Below are 24,247 nucleotides of genomic sequence, written 5' to 3'. Positions count from 1 at the left end.
GGGGGGGGGTGGGGGGGGGGGCGGGGGGGGGGGGGGGGGGGGGGGGGGGGGGGGGGCCCCGGGGGGGGGGGGGGGCCGGGGGGGGCCGGGGGGGGGGCACGGGCGCCGCACAAGGCGCCCGTGCCCGTACGGAACCGCAAGGCGCAGGGACGGTCAGTGGTGTTGGTCGCCGCCGTGTGTCTCGTGGGCGTGGCTGGTCTTGCCGCCTGCGGCGACGACGGTGACAGTGACCGCGATGCGAGCGCCGGCAGCTCCCCCCTCGCCGACGAGCAGCCCGAGGTGTCGTCGGCCGCCACCTCCGGCGTCCCGCGCGGCCGTTGGACGGGCACCGCGCACGTCACCGTGGACTTCGCCGATCCGGGGTGCGCTACCGGTTCGCGCTCGTACGACCTTGCCGCCACGCTGCTCATCGACGATCCAGCCGGTTCCGAGATCGGCTACTGGTCGCTGTCGGACGACGGCGACGGCGGCATCTCCGGGCAGCTCGTCAACTCCGCCGCCGCTCACAAGGCGCCGCGCTGAACCTCGTCTTCGTGCCCAAGCCGATCCTGCCGTGCAGCGACTACATGCCCTTTGCGTACGGGATGGCCACGGGCACGACTCAGCGGGCCGAACGAGCCGGCGCGAACAAGTGGCCATCATCCTGCGCGGGCCGGCGTTCCGGGTATAAGTTAGGTTAGGCAAACCTAAGCTAATCCCGTGAGCGGAGATCCGGATGCGCAGCATGTTCCACACCGCCCTCGCCGCGCCCGCGCAGCCGTCCGGCGCCGAGCGCGTCCGGTCGGTCCTGGCCTCGGCGCACTCGATGACCGTGGCCACCGCCCACGGCCGTGCCGAGATCTCCCGCCTCACCGCCGCCGGCCTGGCCGGCCACCTCCATCTGCACCCCCTGGACACGGCCCTGTCCCGCCCCGAATCCGTGCCCGCCACCCTGGAGTTCACCGATGTCGCGCCGACCCCGGTCCGCGAACGGGTGCGCGCCCGCGTCACGGTCACCGGCCGGCTGGCCGCCCCCTACCGCGCGGACGCCGGCGACGGCCAGTGCATGGAGTTCGCCCAGGCGGTCCTGGAGACCGAGGACGGGCGGAGCACGATCGAGCTGGAGGAACTGGTCGCGGCGGACGCCGACCCCCTGGCCACCTGCGAGGCGGGCATGCTGACGCATCTGATGGACGACCACCAGGAGCTCGTACCGCTGCTGATGCGCCTGGTGCGTCCGGTGCCCGCGCCCGGGGCGCAGCGCGTACTGCCGCTGGCCGTCGACCGGTACGGGATCACCCTGCGCATCGAGTACCCCCGCGTCCACCGTGACGTCCGGCTGCCGTTCGCCACACCGCTGACCAGTGCCGACCAGGCGGGCGGCCACATCCAGGCGCTGCTCGGCGTGGCGCGTCGCTCCTCCCACCTCGGTCATCTGATGTCGGGGTGGTGAGCGGCGGCACGGCGGACGGCCGTCAGCACTGCCCTGTCACATCGGTCCGGGCCGGTTCGTCATCGCACCGACGGAACGCGACGAAAGAATGGGACCGATGGACGACGACGAGTTCCTGGCCCGGCGCTTCGAGCAGAACCGGCCGCACCTGCGGGCGGTCGCCTACCGCATGCTGGGCTCGCTCAGCGAGGCGGACGACGCCGTGCAGGAGGCGTGGCTGCGCCTCAGCCGCTCGGGGGCGGACGGCATCGTCAACCTGGGCGGCTGGCTGACCACGGTGGTCGGCCGGGTGTGCCTGGACATGCTGCGCTCGCGGATCTCGCGGGGCGAGCAGCCGCTGGAGGTGCGCGTGCCCGATCCGGTGGTGGGGCCGCAGGACGGTCCCGGGGACCCGGAGCACGAGGCGCTGCTCGCGGACTCGGTGGGGCTGGCGTTGCTGGTGGTGCTGGAGACGCTGTCGCCGGCGGAGCGGCTGGCGTTCGTGCTGCACGACATGTTCGCGGTGCCGTTCGAGGAGATCGCGCCGATGGTGGGGCGTACGCCGGCCGCCGCCCGTCAGCTGGCGAGCCGCGCGCGGCGCCGCGTACGGGGCTCGGCGCCGGTGCCGGACGCGGACCTGGCATTGCAGCGTGAGGTCGTCGAGGCGTTCATGGCGGCGTCCCGCGCGGGTGACTTCGAGGCGCTGGTGGGGCTGCTCCACCCGGACGTGGTGCTGCGGGCGGACACCGGGGCGGGTCCGCTCGGGCTGTCGCGGGAGGTGCGCGGGGCGCGCACGGTGGCCGGGCGGGCGATGCTGTTCCGGCGCTTCGCGCCGTTCACGCGGCTCGCGCTGGTCAACGGGACCTTCGGCATCGTCACCGCGCCGGAGGGGCGGCTGACGGCGGTCATGAGTCTGACGATCACCGGCGGCCGGATCGTGGAGATCGACATCCTGGCCGATCCGGCGCGGCTGGAGGGGCTGGAAGGGCAGGAGTGGCTGCGGCTCGCCACGTTCGATTAATAGCTCACTTGTTCGGATGAACGGTTACGCTGGATCCATGACCGCACCGCTGCAGGGTTCGCTCTTCGACCAGACCGACGACATCCGTCTCGGCCCGCTGGACGACGCGCGGCGGACGGTCCTCGGCGCGGGCGCGTGGATCGACCTGCTGCCCGGCTGGCTCCAGGGAGCCGACGCGCTCTTCGGCGAGCTGGCCGGCTCCGTCCCGTGGAAGGCCGAGCGGCGGCAGATGTACGAGCGGGAGGTCGACGTCCCGCGGCTGCTCTCCTTCTACGGGGAGGACGCACCGCTCCCCCACCCCGTCCTCGACGAGGCCCGGGACGCCCTCGACGCGCACTACGCCCGCGAGCTCGGCGAGTCCTTCGTCACAGCCGGGCTCTGCTACTACCGCGACGGACGCGACAGTGTCGCCTGGCACGGGGACCGCACCGGGCGGTCCGCCACGCACGACACGATGGTCGCGATCCTCTCCGTCGGCGACCCCCGCGATCTCGCGCTCCGTCCGCGCGGCGGCGGCGCCGCGGCGGTCCGGCTGCCGCTCGGGCACGGCGATCTCATCGTCATGGGCGGTTCGTGCCAGCGCACTTGGGAACACGCGGTGCCCAAGAGCACGCGCGCGGTGGGTCCGCGGATCAGCATCCAGTTCCGGCCGCGCGGCGTGCGCTAGACCGCGCGGCCGGCGATTCCCCCGGCTCCGGCGATCCGGTACGGGCTGCCGCCGGGGCCCTGTCACGACCGCCGCGGAGGGCCCGCCGGGGCCTTCGGCCGGCAGGCTCCGGCGTAACCGACGTCACATCCCGCCTCGTACACCCGTGCGCCCACACTGGTCAGTCGACCCGGCCGACAGCAACCGGAGATTGGGCGAAGACATATGGGACATGTGAAACATGTGGGACGAATACGAATATCCCGGCGCTTCATGGCCGCGTCGATCGTCGCCGGCATGGCGGTTCCCGTACTCGTGGGCGCCGGGGCGGCGGACGCCGTCGCGGCGACGCCACAGGTGACCTGCGCCTCGGGGAAGGCCGGGCTGGCGGCGAAGCTGCAGCGGGACATCACCGCGTCCCTCAACGGCCGGGCCGCCCTCACCGCGCTGTCCCTGCACGACCGCACGACGAACACGACGTGCTCGCTCCGGGCGGACCAGCGGTTCGACTCCGCCAGCACCGTCAAGGTCATCGTCCTGGCGACGCTGCTGCGAGACGCGACACTGCACGGCCGCTACCTCACCGCGCGGGAGACCGGCCTCGCCAGCAAGATGATCACGCAGTCGGACAACGACGCGACGACCACGCTGTGGAACCAGCTCGGTGTGGCGAAGGTCCAGGGCTTCCTGTCCGCGGCCGGGATGACCCGGACGGTGCCGGGCAGCAACGGCTACTGGGGCCTGACCCAGATCACGGCAGGCGACGAGCAGAAGCTGATGGACCTGGTCACCGCGCACAACACCGTGCTCAACGACAACGCGCGCACCTACACCCTCAAGCTGATGAGCAAGGTCATCGCCTCGCAGCGCTGGGGCACCCCGGCGGGCGCACCGGCCACCGCGGTGGTCCACGTCAAGAACGGCTGGCTGTCCCGCGCCACACACGGCTGGCGGGTGCACAGCCTGGGCGCCTTCACCGGCGGCGGGCACGACTACACGATCACGGTGCTCACCCACGACAACAAGACGATGGCCGCCGGCGTCTCCACCGTCGAGGCGGTGGCCCGCGCGATCCACAAGGACCTCAGTCCCGCCGGATGACCGCCGTGCGGACCGCCGGACGCCGACAACGACGTGGGCCCCTGTCCGCGTCGCAGCGGACAGGGGCCCAACGGTCAGTCCCGCGGACCTACTTGAGGCCGAAGGCGCGGATCACGGTCTGGCTCACGGTGTTGCCCTTGGCGTCCTTCGCCGTCGTGCGCAGGCTCGCGAACCGGGCCTTGGACGGCGCGTTCAGCGACGCCGTCCAGTCCGCGCCCTTGTGGCGCGGCGTGGTCCGGTGCCAGGTGGCGCCGTCGTCGTAGGAGACCTCCAGGGTCACGGCGCGGATCGTGCCGGAGCCTGCCGCGCCCTTGAGGTGTGAGGGCGTGACGGACACCGCGGCCCGCCGGCCGGCCCGGCCGGACAGGTCGGTGGCCACCGCGTAGTCCAGCTGGATGAGCGGCAGGGCGGTGATCACGGTGTGGTCCGTGGTGCCGGAGATGAACCCCCAGTCGGTGCGGGTGCGGGTCGAGTAGGGCCGGCCCGGCAGGTTGCGCTGCCCCTCCACCACAAAGCGGTAGGGCTTCGGTTCCGTGGGGAGGCCCTCGACGGAGAAGATCCCGTCGTTGGCCGTCTCACCGAGCAGCTGGGTGCCCTGGTAGAGCGAGACCTTCGAGGTGTTCCCGTCGGCCCAGACGACGCCCGCGTGGCCGCCGGAGTCGCCCCAGGCGCTCACCGACGACGAGCTGATGATGTCGCCGACCCTGAAGGGGGAGGTGCGGGTGGAGTCGTTGAGGAGCCGCGGGTGCACGACGGGTGCGAACCAGGTCTCCTTGGACGTGCTGCGCGCCTTGTACGAACGCGGCGGACCGCCCTGAGCGAGGTCGCTCATGCCCGCGCCCGAGACCCAGGTGACGCCGGAGCCCGCCGTGACCCACGAGGTGAGCGCGGACTGGGCCGCGACCGGGGTCGGCACACTGCCCAGCGGCCTCTGGAAGTCGACCGACAGGTCCTCACGTATCTGCAGCGCCTCACCCTGCCTGGTGTCCCGGAACGACTCGTCGATCCTGGCCAGTTCGCCCGGGCCGGGCCGGTACGTCAGCGTCCGGGGGATCGCTCCGCCGTAGTGCCGGACCAGGTCGTACAGATAGTGCGGGTGCGGGTGCGAGACGACCTTCAGCGGTCCTGATCCGGGCCAGCTGAGACGGCTCCGCAGACGGATGCTCTCGTCGGTGCCGAGCGAGGCCACCGGCAGCGGAGCGGCGTCGGACAGGTCGGCCCAGGGGTCCAGCTTCCCGTAGCCGTCGTTGAGGATCAGCAGCAGCTTCGCGCCGGCCTTCGCCGCGGCCGCCGCCTGGTCGGGGGCGGACACCGCGTCGCTGCGGCGGACGACCGCGACCTGGCCGCGGACCTTGACCTTGGCGAACTCCGCCGCCGAACCGGTCCCGGCCCAGACGGCCCGGTACGCGCCGCTGCCCTCGGGCAGCACGGGCGACATGCTCTGCACGACGGCGCTGGTGTAGGTCCCGGAGCCCAGGGAGAGGGTCAGCGGCGGCTGGATCTGCCGCCAGCGGGTGGCGAAGGTGTACGAGCCGTGCGTCACCTTGGGCGTCGGGGCCGCCCAGAGGCTGTCGTACCGCCAGTACTCCGGCATGTAGCTGTCCAGGAAGGGGTACAGATCGGCGTTCGACCGGTACTGGTCCACCCGCATGAAGCTGTTGGCGGTCGGCTGCGGCGTGAACGCCGCGGCCCGGTGGAGGTCGGCGGCGTCGAAGGCGAGCGACCGGTCGTCGTTGAGGTCGACCTGCGGCGCGGAGAACAGTCCGAGGCCGAGCGTGTGCGTGCCGTCGACGCCGGGGACGTCGGCGTACATCCAGGCCGCGTAGTTGCTCGGGACCAGGCTGAGGTCCAGGGTGCCGGAGGAGTCGACGGTGTACACCTTCGGGATGGTGTTCCGGTCGACGTCCTTCAGCACGAGGGTGCCGGGCAGGCCGCCGCCCTTGCGGTCCTTCGAGGTGAGCGACAGCTTGACGCGCCGGCCCTCCTTGTTCACGCCGACCGGCGTACGGGCGCGGACCGCGCCGTCGGGGCCGGTGGCGGTGAGCTGGCTGGTGTAGGCGGCGTTGTCCGCGGCCAGGTCGAGGTGGGTGATGACGCCGACGGTGGCCGCGCCGTGCGCGGGCACGGTCAGCCGGGTGTCGGTGAGCGTGAACAGCCCGTCGGGGATGTTGTCCGCGACCAGGCCCAGGTCCAAGGTGACCGGCTCGGCCGCGGTGTTGGTGTAGGTGACGTCCCTGCGGACCGTCTGGCCGGGCGTGTACGGGTAGCGGACCTGGGCGAACGCGGCCCCGGACGCGACCACGGTGGCCTTCACGGCCGCGGCGATGTCGAGCCGGCCGCTGCCGCCCTGGTAGGGGCTGAACCGCCGGGTGCTCGCTGTCGTGCTGACCAGCGCGTCCTTGAGCTGCTGCCCGTTCCAGTCCGGGTGCTTCGCCGCCAGCAGGGCGGCGGCGCCGGCGACATGCGGCGTCGCCATGGAGGTGCCGCTCATCGTCTGGTACGCCCCCTCGCCCTCCGGGGCGTACTGGGAGCGGGCCGCGAGGATGTCGACGCCGGGGGCGGTCAGGTCGGGCTTGACGGCGTTGTCGCCGACGCGCGGGCCGCGGCTGGAGAACTCCGCCAGCTGGTCCACGCCCTTGCCCGGGCCGTTCACCGCGCCGACCGTCAGCGCGGCGTCGGCCGCGCCCGGTGCGCCGATGCTGTACGCCTCCGGGCCGGAGTTGCCGGCGGCGATGACGAACAGCGCCCCGGTCTCCGCGCTGAGCCGGTTCACGGCCTGGCTCAGCGGGTCGGTGCCGTCGGTGGGGGCACCGCCCAGGCTCATGCTGACGATCCTCGCGTGCTGGTCGCGGGCCGCCCACTCCATGCCGGCCAGGATCCAGGAGTCCTGGCCGCTGCCGTCGTTGTCCAGGACCTTGCCGATGTGCAGCGAGGCGCCGGGGGCGACGCCCTTCTCCTTGCCGTCGGACGCGGCGCCGGTGCCGGCGACCGTCGAGGCGACGTGGGTGCCGTGACCGTGCCGGTCGGTGACGTCCTGGCCCGGCACGAAGCTCTCCGAAGCGGCGATGCGCCCCGCGAAGTCCGGGTGCGCGGCGTCGATCCCGGTGTCCAGGACGGCGACGTCGACGCCCTGGCCGGTGTCCCCGCCTGCCCAGACCTCGGGCGCGCCGATCTGCGCGGTGGTGTCGGACAGCGTGGCCTCGGCCTTGCCGTCCAGCCACACCTTGGCGATCCCGCCCGTCAGCCGCCCGGACGACGACCGGGTCCCCGCAGCGGTCTTGGGGGCACCGGTGAGGGAGGACCAGAAGTCCGTCGCCCGCGCATGGTCGGCGGACAGCGCGGCCCCCTGGATGCTGCTGAGCGTCAGGGTCTTGCGCGCGCCGTCCGGGGTCTTCGCGCTGCGGGCGCGGGCGGCGGCATCGGCGCCGGTGTAGGTGACGATCAGCGGCAGCCGGTCGCTGTGGCGGTCGTCGTAGCCGTCCTTCAGCAACTCGCTGACGTTGAACAGCTGCTCGTCGAGCGCGCCCGACGCGATGTAGGGCAGCGCGGCGTCGGGGTACACGTAGGTGTCGGGGCCGACCGACATGACATGGGCGCCGCTCGGCCTGCCCAGCGGATCGGAGACGGTCGCGGTGGTGCGGCCCTGGCTGACGGTCACCTCGACCTTGTCGCCGGTGATCAGCGTGACGGTTCCCGCGGCATCGGGACGTCCGGCGGTCGATGCGGTCGGGGGCGTGGGGGCGGAGGCCTCGGCTGACGCCGCGGGCCCGGTGGTCGTCAGCGCCACGAGGACGGCGGCCGTGACTGTCAGCCCGCGTCTGGGGGACGGAGGTATGCGCAAGGGAACCTCAAAAGGCTAGGCGTGCGAAAGATGTGCGTAGTCAGCCATCCTTTTGCCTCGCTGTAAAGAAGAGGTCATGTCCCTTGAGGGCCATTGTCCTCAAGTGGACAGACGGCAGTTCCCCCGCGGCAATTCCCGCGCTTTGTTACGAACATATTGACCCGCATTGACGTACCGTCAATTACTGCTTTCCAGCAGGTCAGTTGAGCGACAGTGGGGAATCGCCGCCGCGTTCAGACCCAGTCGCGGCGCGCCGCGGCGACGCCGGCGCCGAAACGGCTGGACGTCCCCAATTCCGCGTAAAGGTCCTGAATACGTCTGCGCAGCGTCCGTGACGAGATGCCGAACTGCCGGGCGATCGCCTCGTCCTTGACGCCCGCCGCGAACAGCGCGAGCAGATTGCGCTCCTCGTCCGTGGGCTTGCGGTCCTTCTCCATGGGACCGGCCGGGGAGGGCAGCGGGTCACCGGGGCCGGGGGTGCCTGCCAGCGGCGAGGCGGCCGCCCAGTAGCGCTCGAAGAGTTCCGCGAGTGCCTCCAGCAGCGGGGGCGACTCGGTGTAGAGGCAGTCGGTGTTCCCGGCGGCAAGGCTCAGGGACACCATCGCGGCCGACCGGTCGGCCATGGCGAGCTTGATCGGCAGCGTCGGCGTGATCCTGGCCTCCTCGCCCCGCGACACCAGGCTGCCCAGTTCCTGCCAGCCGCCGTCCGCGACGAAGCTGGCGGCCGCGTAGACGGCACGCACCCGTACCCCGCGGCCCACCGCCGCCTCGTCGATCGGAGCGTTCGGGACCAGCAGGAACGGCGGGCGGTCCAGGCAGCAGATCTCGGCGCGCGCGGCCTGCTTCAGCCGGTAGTAGCGGTCGCCGACCGCCTCCGGCCCGCTGATCACGAGGGTCCCGTGGCCGCCGTTCCTGGCCCGCTTCGCGGTGTCGAAGATCGCGCCGAGGGAGCCCGCCGCGTCGCGTACCGAGGCCAGTTGCCGTTCGCGCGACTCCACCAGCGCCCGCAGCGCGTGCCGGGGATCGACGGTGAGGAACTCCCCCGAGGTACGACGGCTGACCAGCCCGAAGCGGTGCAGCCGTTCCAGCAGCGCCAGCCCTTCCGGATACGTCACCCCGAGCGCGGCCACCACGTCGTCGACGGTCCCGCCGCCGCGCGCCAGCAGGTGGCGATAGGCCTTCTCCGCCTCGGGGTCCACCCCGACCAGATCCAGCGGCGCAGCATCCTCCATCAGAACACCCTCCCAGTCACCGAGCGCCGCCCCCCAAGGCCGGTCAAGAACCTAACAAGCCGGTGCGGCGGCCGGAAACCGTCCGGCCCCTTGACCCGGGTCCTAGGTGGCCGCGTAACGGGCGGATTCGCGCGAGAAGTCGAGGAAGCCGCGGGCCCAGGCGTGGATGCCGTCGGTGTAGCGGCGGAGCGCGGTGCGGCGGGAGGGGGTGGTGGGCTCGGCGCGCAGGGCGCGGCCGGCGGCGGCGAGTTCGGCGACGCGGTGGGCGTGCAGGCGCTGGGCCTCGGCGACGGCCTCACGCAGCGGCAGCCGACGGTGGTGGCGCAGCACGAGCACGAGGTTGGCGCTCTCGCCGCTCGCCAGCTCCTTGTCGAGCGAGAACAGGTCGTTGGTCCAGCCGATGACGTCGGCGGCGGCCTCGCGCAGTTGGCGGCAGGTGGGGGCGGACCACTCGGCCGGTGTGAGCTCCGCGTCCTCGGCGTACTCGATGAGGTCGAAGAACCAGCCGGTCGCGCCGGAGACCCGCCGCCAGGCGGCGTAGGCCTCCGGGGTGAGCACGGCGCGGTCGGCGCGGTGCCGGAGCATGTCCTGGTTGGTGCGCAGCCAGGCGATCAGGTGGCGATGGAAACGGTCGCGCCAGGCCGGTCCCATGGCCGCGCCGATCCGCGGCACGGTGTCGGCCAGGGCGCGTACGGCCGGCGCGGCCGACGCCGGGACCGCCGCGATAGCTGGTACCGCCGGGACCGCGAAGGTGATGGTGCGGACCATGGCGTCCAGTTCGGCGTGGACCGCCGCGGGGTCCCGCTCACCGGCGTCGCTGCGGTCGTCGACGGCGAACATCCACAGGGTCAGCCGGGCCAGTTCGGTCAGCCGGTGGGTCGGCGCCCAGGGCCACACATGGGCGGCCATGGCCGCGTGCCGTTCGCGGCGGGCCTGCTCCGCGGTCCGTTCCGACAGCAGTCCGGTGCGCCGCGCCCAGGCCGCGACCTGCGGTTCCACCTGCCACAGAGCCGGGTTGAACGACGAGGGCCCCGGGACGCGGACCGTCGCCGCGGCCGGCACCGGCAGGGTGCCCGCGGGGGCCTCCGGTGCCGGAGTGTGCGTGCATGCGTACGCCGTCGCCTTGTCCACCACGTGCTCCCCCTCCCGGCCCGGACAACGGGCCAGGAATGCTTTTCGGCCATCCCCACTGACCGGCTCCTACCCCTGCCCCGGCGGCGGAACGCCGGAATCACGCAGGAAAAACGTGGGCTTTGGCCATGAATCATGCGGAGCGGACCGGGGGCCCGCGGGGCGTCACGGGAGTGCTCCGGAGGCCCCGAACACGCGGCGCCAGGGCGGCTGTTGACGAGCGTGGGCCTGCGCCGACGCCCACGGCGCCGGGACGTGCGGGGCGGGCGTGAGCGCCCGTGGTCGGGCCTGGGCGGTCCGCGCGGCGCCGGGGGAAGCGGATGGCCGGGTTCCGATGGTCGAGGAAAGGTTCCTCCAAGGGAATCGGGATGTCCTGTGTGACGGCTGTGCAGACCCCGACCGGGCCTTGCCGGTCGCGGAAACGCCTCGGAATCTCGACGCCATTGCTTGGCGTGGACATGCATTCCTTGCGGAATGCGGTGCCTGCGACCGGAAGATCTCCCGGGTGCGCCGCAGTCGAGCGGACCCGTCCCCCCACCGGAGGTACAGGACTTGAAGCACCGACGCATATCCAGGCGGAAGGCCGTACTCGCCGGCACCGGCGCCACCGCCGTGCTGGCGGCGGCGATCCTGCTGCCGCAGGCCAACGCGGCGACCTCGCAGCCCCCCTCCTCCGAGGCCGCCCCGAAGACGTTCAGCGCCGCATCGGCCCTGACACTGGCCGACCGCCTCACCTCGCGGCTCGGCGCCGCTGACACGGCGGGCTCGTACTACGACGCCGCCACCCGCCGCCTGGTGGTCAACGTGCTCGACGGCGACGCCGCCGACACGGTCCGCGCGGCCGGCGCCGTGGCGAAGACCGTCGGCAACAGCACGGCCGAACTGCGCTCCGCCACCCGCACCCTGGGCACGAAGGCGCGCGTCCCGGGCACGGCCTGGGCGATCGACCCGCGCACGAACCAGGTGGTGGTGACCGCCGACGCGACCGTCTCGGCCGCGGAGATGGCCCGCCTGGACAAGGCGGTGGACGGCCTCGGCGCCGGCACGGCCCGGATCCACCGCTCCAAGGGCGCGTTCAAGCCCTTCGTCGCCGGCGGCGACGCGATCCACGCCTCGGGCGCCCGGTGCTCGCTGGGCTTCAACGTCGTCAAGGACGGGCAGCCGTACTTCCTCACCGCGGGCCATTGCGGCGTCGCCTTCACGAGCTGGTCGGACTCCCCCGGCGGCTCCGAGATCGGCTCGGTGGAGGCCGCGACCTTCCCCGGCCACGACTACGCGCTGGTGAGGTACACCGGCACCGGCGTCGCCCACCCGAGCGCGGTCGACCTCTACAACGGCTCGACGCAGGCCATCACGGGCGCCGCGCTGCCCACCGTCGGCCAGGCGGTGCAGCGCAGCGGCAGCACCACCCAGGTGCACAGCGGCACGGTCACCGGGCTCGACGCGACCGTCAACTACCAGGAGGGCTCGGTCTCCGGGCTCATCCAGACCGACGTCTGCGCCGAACCGGGCGACAGCGGCGGCGCGCTCTTCTCCGGCAGCACCGCCCTCGGCCTGACCTCGGGCGGCAGCGGTGACTGCAACGGCGGCGGGGAGACCTTCTTCCAGCCGGTCACGGACGCGCTCCAGGTGTACGGGGCCGACATCGGCTGACACACGGGGCGACGACGGTGCCGGGCGATCCCGCGGGGGGACGCCCGGCACCGTCGTGTGCGCGTACGCGAACGCGAACGCGCACCGCCCGAAATTCCCGCGACAGCCGGCGCGCGCCGGTGTTAGCTTCCGGCACCATGGACCCGCTCACCGAGACCGAGATCCGCGACGCGTTCGTCAACTGCTCCAAGGGCGAGGCGCGCCGGGCCGGCCTGCCGCGGGACCTGGCCGAGCTGCCGTGGGCGGATCTGGACTTCCTCGGGTGGCGCGACCAGGGGGCCCCGGACCGCGGATACCTGGTCGCCGAGCGGCACGGCCGCATGGTGGGCCTGTCGATGCGCGCGCCCTCCGCCGCGCGCAGGAGCCTGCTCAGGACGAGCCTGTGCTCCATCTGCCTCACCTCGCACGCGAGCTCCGGCGTCGACCTGCTCACCGCGCCGAAGGTCGGCCCGTCCGGCCGCCAGGGCAACACCGTCGGCACCTACATCTGCGCCGACCTCGCCTGTTCGCTGTACGTACGCGGGAAGAAGACCTCGGCCCTGGTGCGACGCATGGAGGAGACGCTGACGCCCGAGGAGCGCGTGGAGCGTGCGCGGGCCAATCTGGCGGCCTTCCTGGACAAGGTCTTCGACGGCGCGCAGGCGCAGGCCTGACCGCAGCGGGCCGCAACGGTCTACCCGGCCGCACGGTACGCCCGGCCGCTCGACGTCAGCGGTGAGATGGCGCCGGCGACGCGGCCGCGGTCACGGCATGGCACGGACATGGCACGGACATGGGCGCGCCCGGCAGGCAGCCGGTACCGGAGGGCGCCGCGGGGTCGGTGCGGGCGGCGCTCCTGCCGGACGGGGCCCGACGGGCGGGCGTTCTGCGGGACGGCCGCCGATCGCGCGGTGACCGCCGCCGCCTGTCAGTACGGCCTGGCGCGCGAGGGCATGTCGGGACGCTGATGCCCGCCGGTGGCGAGCATGCGCACTTCTCCGCGGTCGCTTATCTCCGCCTGCACGATGCCGGTGTCGTCGCTGTATACGGGGTGCCCGCCGGCACCCTTGCGCTCGGTGCGCCGGACGACCACGGTGTCACCGGAAACGGGGAACGTGAGTTCGTACGTTTCGGAGTGGGACATGTGGGGAACCTCCTGTCTCCGCACCTTATGACCATTTATGCCCAGAGAATGACTCCCCAATGACACCTGCTGTGACGTAGGCCGATCGCCGGCCCGCGACGACGTGCGGGATCATGGACCGTCGCCGCACGTCGTACGTCGCCGGGGGGAACCCATGTCGCACCTCACCCACATCGCCGCGCCGGACGGGGTCGCCCCGGGCAACGGCTACAGCCACGTCGTCCTGGGCGAGGGCCGCTTCGTGGCGATCTCCGGGCAGATCGCGCTGGACGCCGACGGCGAGGTGGTCGGCCCCGGCGACGCGGCGGCGCAGGCGCGCCAGGTCTTCGCGAACCTCGGACGCTGCCTGGCGGCTGCCGGAGCGGGCTGGGGCGACGTCGCCAAGCTGACCTTCTTCGTCACGGACATCGCCGTGCTGCCCGCAGTGCGCGAGGCGCGGGACGCCCACATCGACACCGCCCGCCCCCCGGCCAGCACCGCGGTACAGGTGGCCGCCCTCTTCCGGCCCGAGCTGCTGCTGGAGGTCGAGGCGCCGGCGATCGTCCGGGGCGCGCGGGACGCAGACGAAACCGACGAAGCGGCGGGCCGGCCGTGACGCTCGTTGCGCAGCGGTTCGACCCGGGGGCGCCGCCGTCCGACCCGGCGCCGCCCGGCCCCGGCGAGCCGCCCCGGCTGTGGCTGGTGGACAGCGCCGCCACCGCGGCGGGCGCCGCCCGGCTCGCGCCGGACGTGCTCGACGCCGGGGAACGCCGGCGCGCGGCCGCGTTCCACTTCGACCACGACCGGGACGCCTACGTGTCCGCGCACGTGGCCCTTCGCATGCTGCTCGGCGCGTACCTCGGCACGGCACCCGGCGCGGTGACGTTCGTCCGCGAGACCTGCCCGACCTGCGGCGGCCCCCACGGCCGGCCCGCGGTGCCCGAGGGCCGGCCGCACTTCTCGCTCTCGCACACCCGGGGACTGTCGCTGCTCGCCTTCGCCGCGGGCACGGTCGGGGCCGACGTGGAGGAGGTGCCCCGGGGCCCGGCCGCGGACGGCGTGTGGCAGACCCTCCACCCCCGCGAGGTCGCGGAGCTCCAGGCTCTCGCCGAACCGGAACGCGCCGCGGCCTTCGCCCGCGCCTGGGTCCGCAAGGAGGCGTACCTCAAGGCCCTGGGCACCGGACTCTCGCGCGACCTGTCCGCGGACTACCTCGGCACCGCTGCGACGCCGCCGCCCGGCCCCGCCGGCTGGCAGGTCCACGACGTCGCCGCGGGTGCGGACCACCTGGCCGCGATCGCCGTGCGCGAGGGCTGACGCCCCGCGGTGGGCGGAGGGCATCGTACGACCGCATCCGCCCACCGGAGCCGGTCAGCCGCGGGACTTGCGGGCCAGGGCGAGGAAGACGCCGCCCATGATGAGTGCGGCGCCCGCGATGCCGCCGATGGCGGTCACGATGGTCTCGCGCCAGCCGGTGTCGGCGAGCGCGGGGGCGCCGGAGGTGGCCGCGGCGGGCGAGGCGGCGGAGGCGGCGGCCTCGCGGATGAGGCGGGTCACCACGTCGGGGTGGGAGATCATCGCGACGTGCGAGGAACCGACCTCGACGGTGTGGGAGCCGGCGCGCTCGGCCTCGTAGCGTTCCAGGGCGGGGTTGATGGCGTGGTCCTCGGTGGCGACCAGGGCCCAGGACGGCACGGTCCGCCAGGCCGCGCCGGTCGCCGCCTGGGTGAAGGCCGTGGTGGCGATGGGCCGCTGCTCGGCGGCCATCAGCCGGGCCCGCGCCGCGGGGAGGTCGGCGGCGAAGACGCTGTGGAAGCTCGCGTCCCGGATGTACACGTCGACTCCGCTGCCGGTCGCGTCGCGGTAGGGCACCATGCGCTGCACGTCGCCCAGACGGGTCTGCGGGAACTTCGCGCCCAGTGCGGCAAGCGTCTCGCCACGGTCCGGCATGAAGGCCGATACGTAGACCAGCGCCTTGACGTCGGGGTTGCCCGCGGCCGCCTCGCTGATCACGGCGCCGCCGTAGGAGTGGCCTGCCAGCACGATCGGGCCCTTGATGCTCCTGAGCACGCTGGCGATGTACGTGGAGTCGTTGGTCAGGCCGCGCAGCGGGTTGGCGGGGGCGATCACGTCGTATCCCTCGCCCTCCAGGCGGCGGACGACCTCGTCCCAGCTGGACGCGTCGGCGAAGGCGCCGTGCACGAGCACCACGGTCGGCTTGCCGCCGCCGCCCGTGCGGCCGTCGCCCGGGGCCGCGGCGGCAGTGGAGGCGGCGATGGGCCCGGCGGCCAGGGCCGCCGCGGCGAGCACCGCGGTCAGGGGTGCGGCCGTGCGTATGCGTCGGGGGCGGGGCGGGGTGCGGGGGATCGGGTCGGTGTCGATGTCCATGGTGGCGTCGTCCCTCTTTCGCGGAAGGGATGGAGGTCGCCTTCCAGCGTTCGCCCGCCGTTCCCGCGCCGCTCGCCCCGTGGGGCGAGCGGGTGACGGCGCGCCGTGTGTTCGTTCCGTACGCTCCGCGGACCGGAAACACCGACGTCATCGAACGGCAGTATGATCCGCCTCACACATGATCCCGAACGGCGGAAGCCCGTGCCGCAGCATGCCCACGGCCGGCCGTCCCTGCACTGAGGGGAGCGTTCCGATAGCCCTCCGAATATGGCTCAGCAGCGCGGGGGTGGCCACCACACAGGTGATGGCCATGCTGCGCGGGAACCCCGACGCCGTGGATGTCCGCATCTACGGCACCAATGTCGATCCGACCGCGGCGGCGCTCGGCGCGTGCGACGTGGCCGAGGTCGAACCCCGTCATGTCGCCGATCCCGTCTACGCCGACTTCGCCCTCGATTTCTGCCGTCGGCACGCGATCGACGTGCTCATCCCGCCCCGGCGGCTGAGCGCGCTGGCGGGCCTGACGGAGGAGTTCGCGGCCGTGGGCACCCGGCTGATGTGCTCACCACCGCGCTCGGTCAAGGTGCTGACCAGCAAGAGCCGTACCTATGAGGAGGCGCTCGCCGCCGGCATCCCGGTGCCGCCGTGGCGGGTCGTCGGGGACGCCGACGGTCTGCGGACGGCCGTGGAGGAACTGTCGGCGACCGGCGAGACGCTCTGCTTCAAGCCCGCGGGCGAGTTCTCCGCCTTCGGCTTCCGCATCCTGGAGGACCGGCCGATGGTCCTCCGCGACCTGCTGGAACCCGCCCGTCCCATGGCCTCGGTCGACGCGGTCGCCCAGGCGATGAAGCAGGCGGCGGACGAGGGCGAGCACGTGCCCCCGCTGATCGTCATGCCCTACCTGGAGGGTCCCGAGGTCAGCGTCGACTGCCTGTCCACCCGCGGCGGCGAACTGCTCGCCGCGATACCGCGTGCCAAGGAGGGCCGTTACCGGCTGCTGCTGGACGACCCGGGCATCACCGACATCGCGCGCCGGCTGGTCGCCCACTTCGGCCTCGCGTACCTCTCCAATGTGCAACTGCGGCACCGCTTCGGGGAGCCGGTCCTGCTGGAGGCCAATCCCCGGCCCTCCGCCGGGATCTTCCAGACGGCCTTCACCGGGGTGAACCTGCCCTGGGCCGCCGTGCGCCTGCTGCTCGACGGCGACGCGGGCCTGGTCGCCGCGCCGCGCCTCGGCGGGCGGGTCGCGGTGACCGAGGCGGTCACGGAGGTCCTGGACACCGTGCTCGCGGTGATGCCGACGACGGCCGCGTCCGTCACGCCGGAGTCCATCGGCAGCGTCGCCTGACCTGCCGCTGCCCCGGGCGGTCCGCCGCCCGGGGCAGCGGCCTGCAACGTGGCGGGTGCGACGCCGCGGGCGCAGGCTGGAAGGTGGAAGGCAGGTGGCATCCCATGAGCAGACTCGAGGAACAGATCGACCTCGGCGTTCCGTCCGAGGTGGCGTGGAAGCACTTGCACAGCGTGGGCGAGTATCCGCAGTTCGTCGGCGGCGTCCTGGACGCCGCGGCCGAGGGGGAGAGCAGAGCGCGGCTGGAGGTGGCCCGCGGCGGCGGCGACGACGCCTCCATCGACACGGAGATCGCGGACCGGCCGCAGGCGCGGGGGGCCACCCGCGAGATGGCCTGGCGCACCAGCGGCACCCCGGAGATCAGCGGGACGTGCTCGGTGCTGCCGATCGACGACAAGCACAGCCGGGTGCAGGTCCGCATGGAGTACGACGCCGGCGAGGTGCGCGAGGCGTTCGGCGGCCCCAAGGGCTTCGCCCAGGTCAGCGCGATCGAACGGACGGTCCGTGACGATCTGCGGCGCTTCAAGGACCTGGTGGAGCGCGAGCGCTGACGTCCCGGCGGCGGGTGCCCGGGCGGTCCGCACGGGCCGCCCCGGCGCCCTACATCCGCACCCCGTGGCGGCGCAGGTAGGCCACCGGGTCCACGTCGGTCCCGTAGCCCTCGCCGGTGCGCACCTCGAAGTGCAGATGCGGCCCGGTCGTGTTGCCCGTCGACCCGGAGCGGCCCACCTGCCGTCCCGCGGACACCGTCTGCCCGGCCCGTACGGTCAGCGACGAGAGGTGGCCGTACTGCGTGTACATCCCGTCCGCGTGCCGTATCACCACCTGGTACCCGTACGCGCCGCCCCAGCCCGCCTCGACGACGGTGCCGGCGGCCACGGCCTTGACGGAGGTGCCGGTGGGCACGAGGTAGTCCTGCCCGGTGTGGTAGCCGCTGGCCCAGTGGGAGCCGGCCCGGTGGTAGGGGGTGCCCATCGATCCGCTGACCGGTGCCACGAACGCGGTGGTGGCCGCGGCGGGCTTGGACTTCGCCGCGGGCTTCTGCTGAGGGCCCTTGGCACCGGGCTTCGTGCCGGACTTGCTTGCGGATTTGGTGCCGGACTTGGTGCCGGACTTGGCCGGGGGCTTGGTGCGCGGTGCGGCCTTGGCCGGCGCGCCGGGCAGCGCCAGTTCCTGGCCGGGGAAGATGAGGTCCGGGTCGGCGCCGACGACCGGGCGGTTCGCGTCGTAGAGCCACGACCAGCCGCCGCGTACGTCCTGCTCCTCGGCGATGCCGGAGAGGGTGTCCCCGCTGACGACCCGGTAGGACGCCTCGCGGACGTCCTCCTGATGCCTCGTCACCTTCTCGTGCGCGGCCGGGCGTTCCGTCCGCGTCTTCTTCTGCGCCGGAATCCCCGTACGCGGCTCCGGTCCGCCCCGCGTCAGCCCCGCGCGCTGCGAGCACACCGGCCACGCCCCGGGGCCCTGCCCGTCCAGGACGCGTTCCGCGACGCGTATCTGCTGGTCCCTGGTGGCCAGGTCGGCGCGTGAGGCGAACTTCGTCCCCCCGTACGCCTTCCACGTCGACGGCGTGAACTGCAGCCCGCCGTAGTAGCCGTTGCCCGTGTTGATGCTCCAGTTGCCGCTGCTCTCGCACTGCGCGACCTTGTCCCACGTGCCGGCCGTCGCCGCCCCCGCGCCGGTCGCGGCGATCAGCGGCAGCGCCAGCCCGGCACCGGACGCGGCCGTCACGGCCACGGACATCTGCGAGAGGCGGCCGGGCGGCTGGGGTCTGCGGTGGCGACCTCGTACGGGCCGTACGGGCATGGGGGGACCACCTCTCCGTTCCGGACATACGGCCGTACAAGTACGCCAGAGGGATCTTGTGGCCGCAAGAGCGCGTTCGGGAATCGCTCATGCGCCCCAATCACAACCGTCCCGCGCCGACTTGGACCCCGCGTCCGTATCGGTTCAGGCGGTCACGAGGTCCGGGGAGGCAGCGGGAGCGGGAGACCGGGCAGCCCGTCGAGGCTGACGCCGACGTAGGGCTTGGTGGCGCAGTAGTCGCTGAAGGACTCGTCGGTCTCGCGCGAGAAGCGCTGTGTGTGCAGGTCCCGCTCCTCGCGGAAGTCCATGTACGGCACGGCGAACCCGCAGCTGTCGCTGATGCGTTCGGCGGTGACGACGATGATCGCGCGCACGTCGGTCCGCTTGCGGACCTCGTCGGAGAAGTGCGGGATGAACGTGTCCCAGCGGGGGTCGTCGCGGAGCACCGCCTCGCCGCGCCCGTGGACGCGCACGATGTTCGGCGGCCCGGTGAAGGCGCACCACATCAGGGTGATGCGGCCGTTCTCCCGCAGGTGGGCGATGGTCTCGGCGCCGCTGCCGCCGAGGTCGGCGTAGACGAAGGTGCGGTCGTCGAGGAGGGCGAAGGACCCGTCGAGGGCCTTCGGCGAGAGGTTGACATGGCCGTCGCCCGACAGGGGCGCGGTGGCGGTGAAGAAGATCTGCTGCTCTTCGATGAAGGCGCGCAGGCGCCCGTCGATACGTTCGTATGTCTTTCCCATGAGAGTGATTCTCCGACGGTGGCCTGGATTCCGCCGTCGATTTGTCACTGTGTCGATGGTCGGCGGTGCGTCAGCGGCGTGTCAGCGGCGGGTGCCCCGGTCGTCGTCGCGGACCTCGATGCCGAGGGCGGCCGCCAGCGCCGGGGCGAGGTCCAGCAGCTGGGCGCTGCCGATGACGGCGCCGCGCAGGGACTCGTGGCCGTCGGCGATGTCGAGGAGCGTGGTGCCGCGCAGGTCGGTGGCGTCGAACGCCGCGTGGCCGATGCGCAGCCGTTCGAGCTGGGTGCCGGGGAAGGCGACCCCCTTGAGCCGCGCGCCGCCCAGGTCCACGTCGCGCAGGACGCAGTCCTCGAAGACGACCTCGTGGAGCGAGGCGCTGCGCAGGTTGACCGAGTCGAACTTGCAGCGGCGGAAGACCACGCGCCGCAGCACCGCCCCGAAGGCCTCGACCCCGGCGAACACGCACGAGTCCGCGGTGACGTCGGTCCAGTTGGTCTCGGCGAACGAGGTGCCGACGAAGCGGTCGCCCTGGAGCCATACCTCGTTCAGCCGGCCGCGGCGCAGGCTGCCGCCGTTCAGGACGGAGTCGGTGACCGCGCATTCGAGGAACTGGGCGCCGCCCGCGTCCTGGTCGTCGAGGGTGAGCCCGGCGAAATGCAGCGTGTCGTACCGCTCTTCGACGAAGAGGCGGGACTCGGTGAAGGGCTCCAGCACATGCGCGTACGGGAGCTCGGACAAGGAGGTCGGCGCCTTGTGGGTCATGGCGTCACGGTAGCGGTGCCCACCGACAGCGCCGGGAAGACCCGAAAGGAATGCTCTTTTGATAACTTTTGATACCTTTCGCCCATGAGCGCACCCTCCCCCAGAGCTTCGCCCGAGTGGGAGTCCCCCCGGCGGAGCCTGGAGGAGCCCGGGCCCGGTGCGCCGCCGCACCGCCGCAGCGGCGTGGAGCTGGGGCTGCTGTGCGGGGCGGTCCTGATCTCGGTCTACGGCTACTGCGAGGTCGGCCTGGCCCGGGACGGCACCCTGCCGCCCGGCGCCGCGGGTTATGGTGCCGCCCTCGGCGCGCTGTCGCTGCTGGCGCATCTGACCGTCCGTCTGCGCGCGCCGTACGCCGACCCGCTGCTGCTGCCGATCGCGGTGCTGCTCAACGGTCTGGGCCTGGTGCTGATCCACCGCCTGGACCTGTCCACCCCGGACGCCGCCGCGCCCGCGCAGCTGGTCTGGTCGGGGGCGGGCGTCGCGCTGTTCCTGCTGGTGGTCCTCGCGCTGCGGGACTACCGGTCGCTGGCCGTGTACGCGTACGTGTGTGTCGTGGCCGCGCTCGCGCTGATGGTCGCGCCGATCCTCTTCCCTGCCGTGAACGGCGCGAAGCTCTGGATCCGGTTCGGTGGACTGTCCTTCCAGCCGGGGGAGTTCGCCAAGGTGCTGCTCGCGGTGTTCTTCGCCGCGTACCTGGCGGACAACCGCAGTGCGCTGGCGTACACCGGCCGCCACATCTGGCGCTTCCGCCGGCTCCAGCTGCCGACCGGCCGGGTGCTCGGGCCGGTGCTGGCGGTCTGGGCGATCAGCGTGGGCGTGCTGGTGGTGGAGCGCGACCTGGGCACATCCCTGCTGTTCTTCGGGCTGTTCGTGATCCTGCTGTACGTCGCGACCGGGCGGACCGGGTGGATCGCGATCGGGCTGCTGCTGTCGGGCGCGGGCGCGTTCCTGGTCGGCTCGCTCGAACCGCATGTGCACTCCCGGGTGCAGGACTGGCTGCACCCCCTGGCCAGCATCGAGGCCGGGCAGGGGCCGGGACAGCTGGCGCAGTCGCTGTTCGCGTTCGCGGCCGGCGGCCTGCTGGGGACGGGCCTGGGCGAGGGGCACTCGGTCTTCATCGGCTTCGCCGCCAAGTCCGACTTCGTGCTGGCCACCGCGGGCGAGGAGCTGGGGCTGACCGGGCTGACCGCGCTCTTCCTGCTCTACGGGCTGCTCGTGGCGCGCGGCTACCGCGCGGGCCTGGCGATCCGCGACCCGTTCGGGCGGCTGCTGGCGATCGGGCTGGCCTCGATCTGGGCGCTCCAGGTCTTCGTGATCGCGGGCGGGGTCACCGATCTGATCCCGCTCACCGGTATGCCGATGCCGTTCCTGGCACAGGGCGGGTCCTCGGTCGTCACCAACTGGGTGATGGTCGCGCTGCTGGTGCTGCTCAGCGACACCGCCCGGCGGCCCGGGTCCGGCCCGGACGCGGCGGTGCCGGGGTGATCCCGCACGCCCGCCGGGCCGCCGCCTTCTGCATGCTGCTCTTCGTCGCGCTCCTGCTGAACGCGACCCGGCTGCAGGTCTTCAGCGCCCCGGCCTACAACGAGAACCCGGCCAACCGCCGGGTCGCCATCGCCCGCTACGAGCGGCCCCGCGGCGATATCTACGTCGGCAAGCACGCGGTGACCGGCTCGCGCCCCACCGAGGGCATGCTCGACTACGAACGCACCTACACCGACGGCCCGCTGTACGCGCCCGTCACCGGCTTCGCCTCCCAGACGTACGGCACGACGCTGCTGGAGGCCGCCGAGGACGCCATCCTCTCCGGCACCTCCCCGCAACTGGCCACGCTGCCGGTGTGGAACGCCATCACCCGGCAGCCGCAGCCCGCCGGCGACGTCCGCACCACCATCGACCCGGCCGCCCAGCGGGCCGCGTACGAGGCGCTGGGCGGCAAAAAGGGCGCGGTCGCCGCCCTCGACCCAATGACGGGCCGGATCCTGGCGCTGGTGAGCACCCCCTCGTACGACCCCGGGCGGATCGCCGGGAGCGGTCCCGGGGCCGCCGCGGCGTGGAAGTCCCTCACCTCCGACCGCGACCAGCCGATGCTCAACCGGGCGCTGCGCCAGACCTACCCGCCGGGCTCGACCTTCAAGACGGTGACCGCGGTGGCGGCGCTGACCCACGGCACGATCACCAATATCGACGCACCGACCGACTCGCCCAACCCCTATCCGCTGCCCGGCTCGACCACCTTGCTGCGCAACGAGTCGGACGCCGAGGACTGCGAGGACGCGCCGCTGCTGTACGCGTACGCCATCTCCTGCAACACCGTCTTCGGCAAGCTCGGCGACGACGTCGGCCTGACCGCGATGCGGGAGACCGCCGAGGCGTTCGGCTTCAACGACGACTCCCTCGGCATCCCCTCGCACGCCGCGGTGAGCGTCTTCGACCGCCGCATGGACGACGCGCAGCTGGCCCTGTCCTCCGTCGGCCAGTACGACACCCGTGCCACGCCCCTGCAGATGGCGATGGTCGCCGCGGCCGTCGCCAACGACGGCACGCTGATGTACCCGCACCTGGTGGACCGGACCACCGACAGCTCCGGGCTGCCGGTCGCGCTCACCGGCGACCGGGCCTACGGGCAGGTCATGGACGCGGTGGTGGCAAGGGACATGCAGACCATGATGACCGAGGTGGTCCGGTCGGGCACCGGCGGCAACGCCGCCATCCCGGACGCCGTGGTCGGCGGCAAGACGGGCACCGCGCAGAACGGCGAGAACAACCGGGGCACCCCCTTCGCCTGGTTCATCGCCTGGGCGAAGGACTCCGCCGGCGGCCCCGCCCGGGTCGCCGTCGCGGTCGTCGTGGAGGACGCTGCGGCGGACCGCGCGGACATCAGCGGCGGCGGCAACGCGGCGCCGGTCGCCCGCGCGGTGATGGAGGCGGTGCTGGGCCGGGGCTGACGGCCGCCCCGGGGCCGGCTCACTCCCGGCTCACTCCCGGCCCAGCGCGATGGTGTCGGCGACCTCGGCGACCCGCGCGTCCTCCTCCTTGGCGAAGCGCTCGGCGTCGAGCCTCTCGGCGATCTCCTCGTCCTGGGCCATGAGCAGGTCGAGGTTGGAGTCCCCCATCTCGAAGACGCCCATGTCGGCATAGGCGCGCTGCAGCCGCTCGCCCCACAGGCCGATGTCCTTCACGCACGGCACGATGCGGCTGAACAGCAGTTTCCGGAAGAGCGTCAGATACTCCGACCGCTCGCTCAGCTCCTCGGCCTCCTGACGGGGGATGCCGAAGTCCTCCAGCACCTCGGCGCCGCGCAGCCGGTCGCGCATGAGGTAGCAGCCCTCGATGACGAACTCCTCGCGCTCGCGCAGCTCGGCGTCGGACAACTGCCGGTAGTGGTCGCGCAGCGCCATCCGCCCGAAGGCCACGTGCCGGGCCTCGTCCTGCATGACGTAGGCGAGGATCTGCTTGGGCAGCGGCTTGTCGGTGGTGTCGCGGAGCATGCCGAAGGCGGCCAGGGCCAGGCCCTCGATGAGCACCTGCATGCCGAGGTAGGGCATGTCCCAGCGGGAGTCGCGCAGGGTGTCGCCGAGCAGCGCCTGGAGCGAGTCGTTGACCGGGTAGACCATGCCGACCTTCTCGCGCAGGAAGCGCGAGTAGATCTCGGCGTGCCGGGCCTCGTCCATGGTCTGGGTCGCGGAGTAGAACTTCGCGTCGAGGTCCGGGACCGACTCCACGATGCGGGCGGCGCAGACCATCGCGCCCTGCTCGCCGTGCAGGAACTGGCTGAACTGCCAGGAGGCGTAGGCGCGGCGCAGGTCGCGCTTGTTCTGCTCGGACATCTTGTCCCAGTGGGACGTGCCGTAGACGGTCAGGTTCTGGTCCGGGACGCCGAGCGGGTCGTACGGGTCGACCTCGATGTCCCAGTCGATGCGGGTCACCGCGTCCCACTGCTTGTCCTTGCCCTTCTGGTACAGGGCGAGCAGCCGGTCGCGCCCGTCGTCGTACTCCCAGGAGAAGCGGGCCGCTCCGGAGGCCGGGATCTCCCACAGGTGGTCCTGCGACGTCATTGGCGCC

At 72.9% G+C, this 24,247-nt stretch carries 22 protein-coding genes; 13 read left to right on the top strand and 9 right to left on the bottom strand.

Annotation, left to right across the window (positions count from 1 at the left end; genetic code table 11):
- The first annotated feature begins 189 nt into the window (after positions 1 to 189).
- The 5 genes from ACFWVC_RS06015 (at position 190) to ACFWVC_RS05995 (ending at position 4,179) form a co-directional block, all read left to right on the top strand.
- A complete protein-coding gene (locus tag ACFWVC_RS06015) occupies positions 190 to 522 on the top strand; it encodes a hypothetical protein (protein ID WP_384278556.1) in 333 nt (110 codons plus the stop codon).
- Positions 523 to 715: 193 nt separating this feature from the next.
- Positions 716 to 1,432, top strand: coding sequence for a DUF2470 domain-containing protein (locus ACFWVC_RS06010; protein ID WP_384278553.1), 717 nt, complete (start codon positions 716 to 718; stop codon positions 1,430 to 1,432).
- Positions 1,433 to 1,529: 97 nt separating this feature from the next.
- On the top strand, positions 1,530 to 2,432 hold the full coding sequence (locus tag ACFWVC_RS06005; protein ID WP_384278550.1) for a sigma-70 family RNA polymerase sigma factor: 903 nt from the start codon (positions 1,530 to 1,532) through the stop codon (positions 2,430 to 2,432).
- A gap of 37 nt (positions 2,433 to 2,469) precedes the next feature.
- Positions 2,470 to 3,099: an alpha-ketoglutarate-dependent dioxygenase AlkB gene (locus tag ACFWVC_RS06000; protein WP_384278547.1), complete on the top strand. Its 630-nt coding sequence runs from the start codon at positions 2,470 to 2,472 to the stop codon at positions 3,097 to 3,099.
- Between the two features lie 252 nt (positions 3,100 to 3,351).
- Complete coding sequence (locus ACFWVC_RS05995) at positions 3,352 to 4,179, top strand: serine hydrolase (protein WP_384278545.1); 828 nt, start codon at positions 3,352 to 3,354, stop codon at positions 4,177 to 4,179.
- An 88-nt stretch (positions 4,180 to 4,267) separates the two neighbouring features.
- Here ACFWVC_RS05995 and ACFWVC_RS05990 read toward each other — a convergent pair whose 3' ends face one another.
- The 3 genes from ACFWVC_RS05990 to ACFWVC_RS05980 form a co-directional block, all read right to left on the bottom strand.
- The gene (locus ACFWVC_RS05990; RefSeq protein WP_384278542.1) at positions 4,268 to 8,020 is read right to left on the bottom strand and encodes a S8 family serine peptidase; all 3,753 of its coding nucleotides are present in this window, start codon (positions 8,018 to 8,020) and stop codon (positions 4,268 to 4,270) included.
- 233 nt (positions 8,021 to 8,253) lie between these two features.
- Positions 8,254 to 9,252 (bottom strand): LuxR family transcriptional regulator, encoded by a 999-nt coding sequence (locus ACFWVC_RS05985; RefSeq protein ID WP_384278539.1) that lies wholly within the window; start codon positions 9,250 to 9,252, stop codon positions 8,254 to 8,256.
- Positions 9,253 to 9,354: 102 nt separating this feature from the next.
- Positions 9,355 to 10,383 (bottom strand): terpene synthase family protein, encoded by a 1,029-nt coding sequence (locus ACFWVC_RS05980; protein WP_384278537.1) that lies wholly within the window; start codon positions 10,381 to 10,383, stop codon positions 9,355 to 9,357.
- A 552-nt stretch (positions 10,384 to 10,935) separates the two neighbouring features.
- Here ACFWVC_RS05980 and ACFWVC_RS05975 point away from each other — a divergent pair.
- A complete protein-coding gene (locus ACFWVC_RS05975; protein ID WP_384278533.1) occupies positions 10,936 to 12,036 on the top strand; it encodes a S1 family peptidase in 1,101 nt (366 codons plus the stop codon).
- Positions 12,037 to 12,173: 137 nt separating this feature from the next.
- Positions 12,174 to 12,689: an FBP domain-containing protein gene (locus tag ACFWVC_RS05970; RefSeq protein ID WP_384278529.1), complete on the top strand. Its 516-nt coding sequence runs from the start codon at positions 12,174 to 12,176 to the stop codon at positions 12,687 to 12,689.
- A gap of 254 nt (positions 12,690 to 12,943) precedes the next feature.
- Here the strand turns inward: ACFWVC_RS05970 and ACFWVC_RS05965 are convergent, their stop codons facing one another.
- Positions 12,944 to 13,159 (bottom strand): DUF6296 family protein, encoded by a 216-nt coding sequence (locus ACFWVC_RS05965; RefSeq protein WP_384278524.1) that lies wholly within the window; start codon positions 13,157 to 13,159, stop codon positions 12,944 to 12,946.
- A gap of 154 nt (positions 13,160 to 13,313) precedes the next feature.
- Here ACFWVC_RS05965 and ACFWVC_RS05960 point away from each other — a divergent pair, with 154 nt between their 5' ends.
- The gene (locus ACFWVC_RS05960) at positions 13,314 to 13,754 is read left to right on the top strand and encodes a RidA family protein (RefSeq protein WP_384278521.1); all 441 of its coding nucleotides are present in this window, start codon (positions 13,314 to 13,316) and stop codon (positions 13,752 to 13,754) included.
- On the top strand, positions 13,751 to 14,455 hold the full coding sequence (locus ACFWVC_RS05955; protein ID WP_384278517.1) for a 4'-phosphopantetheinyl transferase family protein: 705 nt from the start codon (positions 13,751 to 13,753) through the stop codon (positions 14,453 to 14,455). The genes ACFWVC_RS05960 and ACFWVC_RS05955 overlap by 4 nt, the downstream gene beginning before the upstream one ends.
- A 54-nt stretch (positions 14,456 to 14,509) precedes the next feature.
- Here ACFWVC_RS05955 and ACFWVC_RS05950 read toward each other — a convergent pair whose 3' ends face one another.
- On the bottom strand, positions 14,510 to 15,526 hold the full coding sequence (locus tag ACFWVC_RS05950) for an alpha/beta fold hydrolase (RefSeq protein ID WP_384278514.1): 1,017 nt from the start codon (positions 15,524 to 15,526) through the stop codon (positions 14,510 to 14,512).
- A 286-nt stretch (positions 15,527 to 15,812) separates the two neighbouring features.
- On the opposite strand from ACFWVC_RS05950, the gene ACFWVC_RS05945 reads away from it, so the two are divergent.
- Both ACFWVC_RS05945 and ACFWVC_RS05940 read left to right on the top strand, forming a co-directional pair.
- Entirely contained in the window at positions 15,813 to 16,874 is a 1,062-nt protein-coding gene (locus tag ACFWVC_RS05945) for an ATP-grasp domain-containing protein (RefSeq protein ID WP_384278511.1), read from the top strand.
- A 104-nt stretch (positions 16,875 to 16,978) separates the two neighbouring features.
- Entirely contained in the window at positions 16,979 to 17,425 is a 447-nt protein-coding gene (locus tag ACFWVC_RS05940; protein ID WP_384278508.1) for an SRPBCC family protein, read from the top strand.
- 49 nt (positions 17,426 to 17,474) lie between these two features.
- Here ACFWVC_RS05940 and ACFWVC_RS05935 read toward each other — a convergent pair whose 3' ends face one another.
- From ACFWVC_RS05935 to ACFWVC_RS05925, 3 genes are all read right to left on the bottom strand, one after another.
- Complete coding sequence (locus ACFWVC_RS05935; RefSeq protein ID WP_384278505.1) at positions 17,475 to 18,680, bottom strand: transglycosylase family protein; 1,206 nt, start codon at positions 18,678 to 18,680, stop codon at positions 17,475 to 17,477.
- A gap of 152 nt (positions 18,681 to 18,832) precedes the next feature.
- The gene (locus ACFWVC_RS05930) at positions 18,833 to 19,420 is read right to left on the bottom strand and encodes a pyridoxamine 5'-phosphate oxidase family protein (protein WP_384278502.1); all 588 of its coding nucleotides are present in this window, start codon (positions 19,418 to 19,420) and stop codon (positions 18,833 to 18,835) included.
- Positions 19,421 to 19,501: 81 nt separating this feature from the next.
- Positions 19,502 to 20,182 carry a pentapeptide repeat-containing protein gene (locus ACFWVC_RS05925; protein WP_384278499.1) on the bottom strand — a complete coding sequence of 227 codons (681 nt, stop codon included), beginning with the start codon at positions 20,180 to 20,182 and terminating at the stop codon, positions 19,502 to 19,504.
- Positions 20,183 to 20,266: 84 nt separating this feature from the next.
- Here ACFWVC_RS05925 and ACFWVC_RS05920 point away from each other — a divergent pair, with 84 nt between their 5' ends.
- Entirely contained in the window at positions 20,267 to 21,667 is a 1,401-nt protein-coding gene (locus ACFWVC_RS05920; RefSeq protein ID WP_384278495.1) for an FtsW/RodA/SpoVE family cell cycle protein, read from the top strand.
- Positions 21,664 to 23,130 (top strand): penicillin-binding transpeptidase domain-containing protein, encoded by a 1,467-nt coding sequence (locus tag ACFWVC_RS05915; RefSeq protein WP_384278492.1) that lies wholly within the window; start codon positions 21,664 to 21,666, stop codon positions 23,128 to 23,130. The genes ACFWVC_RS05920 and ACFWVC_RS05915 overlap by 4 nt, the downstream gene beginning before the upstream one ends.
- 30 nt (positions 23,131 to 23,160) lie before the next feature.
- Here ACFWVC_RS05915 and ACFWVC_RS05910 read toward each other — a convergent pair whose 3' ends face one another.
- Positions 23,161 to 24,240: a ferritin-like domain-containing protein gene (locus tag ACFWVC_RS05910; protein ID WP_384278489.1), complete on the bottom strand. Its 1,080-nt coding sequence runs from the start codon at positions 24,238 to 24,240 to the stop codon at positions 23,161 to 23,163.
- Between the last annotated feature and the right edge of the window lie 7 nt (positions 24,241 to 24,247).

It is taken from the genome of Streptomyces sp. NPDC058691 (assembly GCF_042714775.1).
In the GTDB taxonomy this organism is placed as follows: Bacteria; Actinomycetota; Actinomycetes; order Streptomycetales; family Streptomycetaceae; genus Actinacidiphila.
The sequence above is the reverse complement of the archived record's forward strand: the minus strand, read 5'-3'. Positions and strand labels throughout refer to the sequence as shown.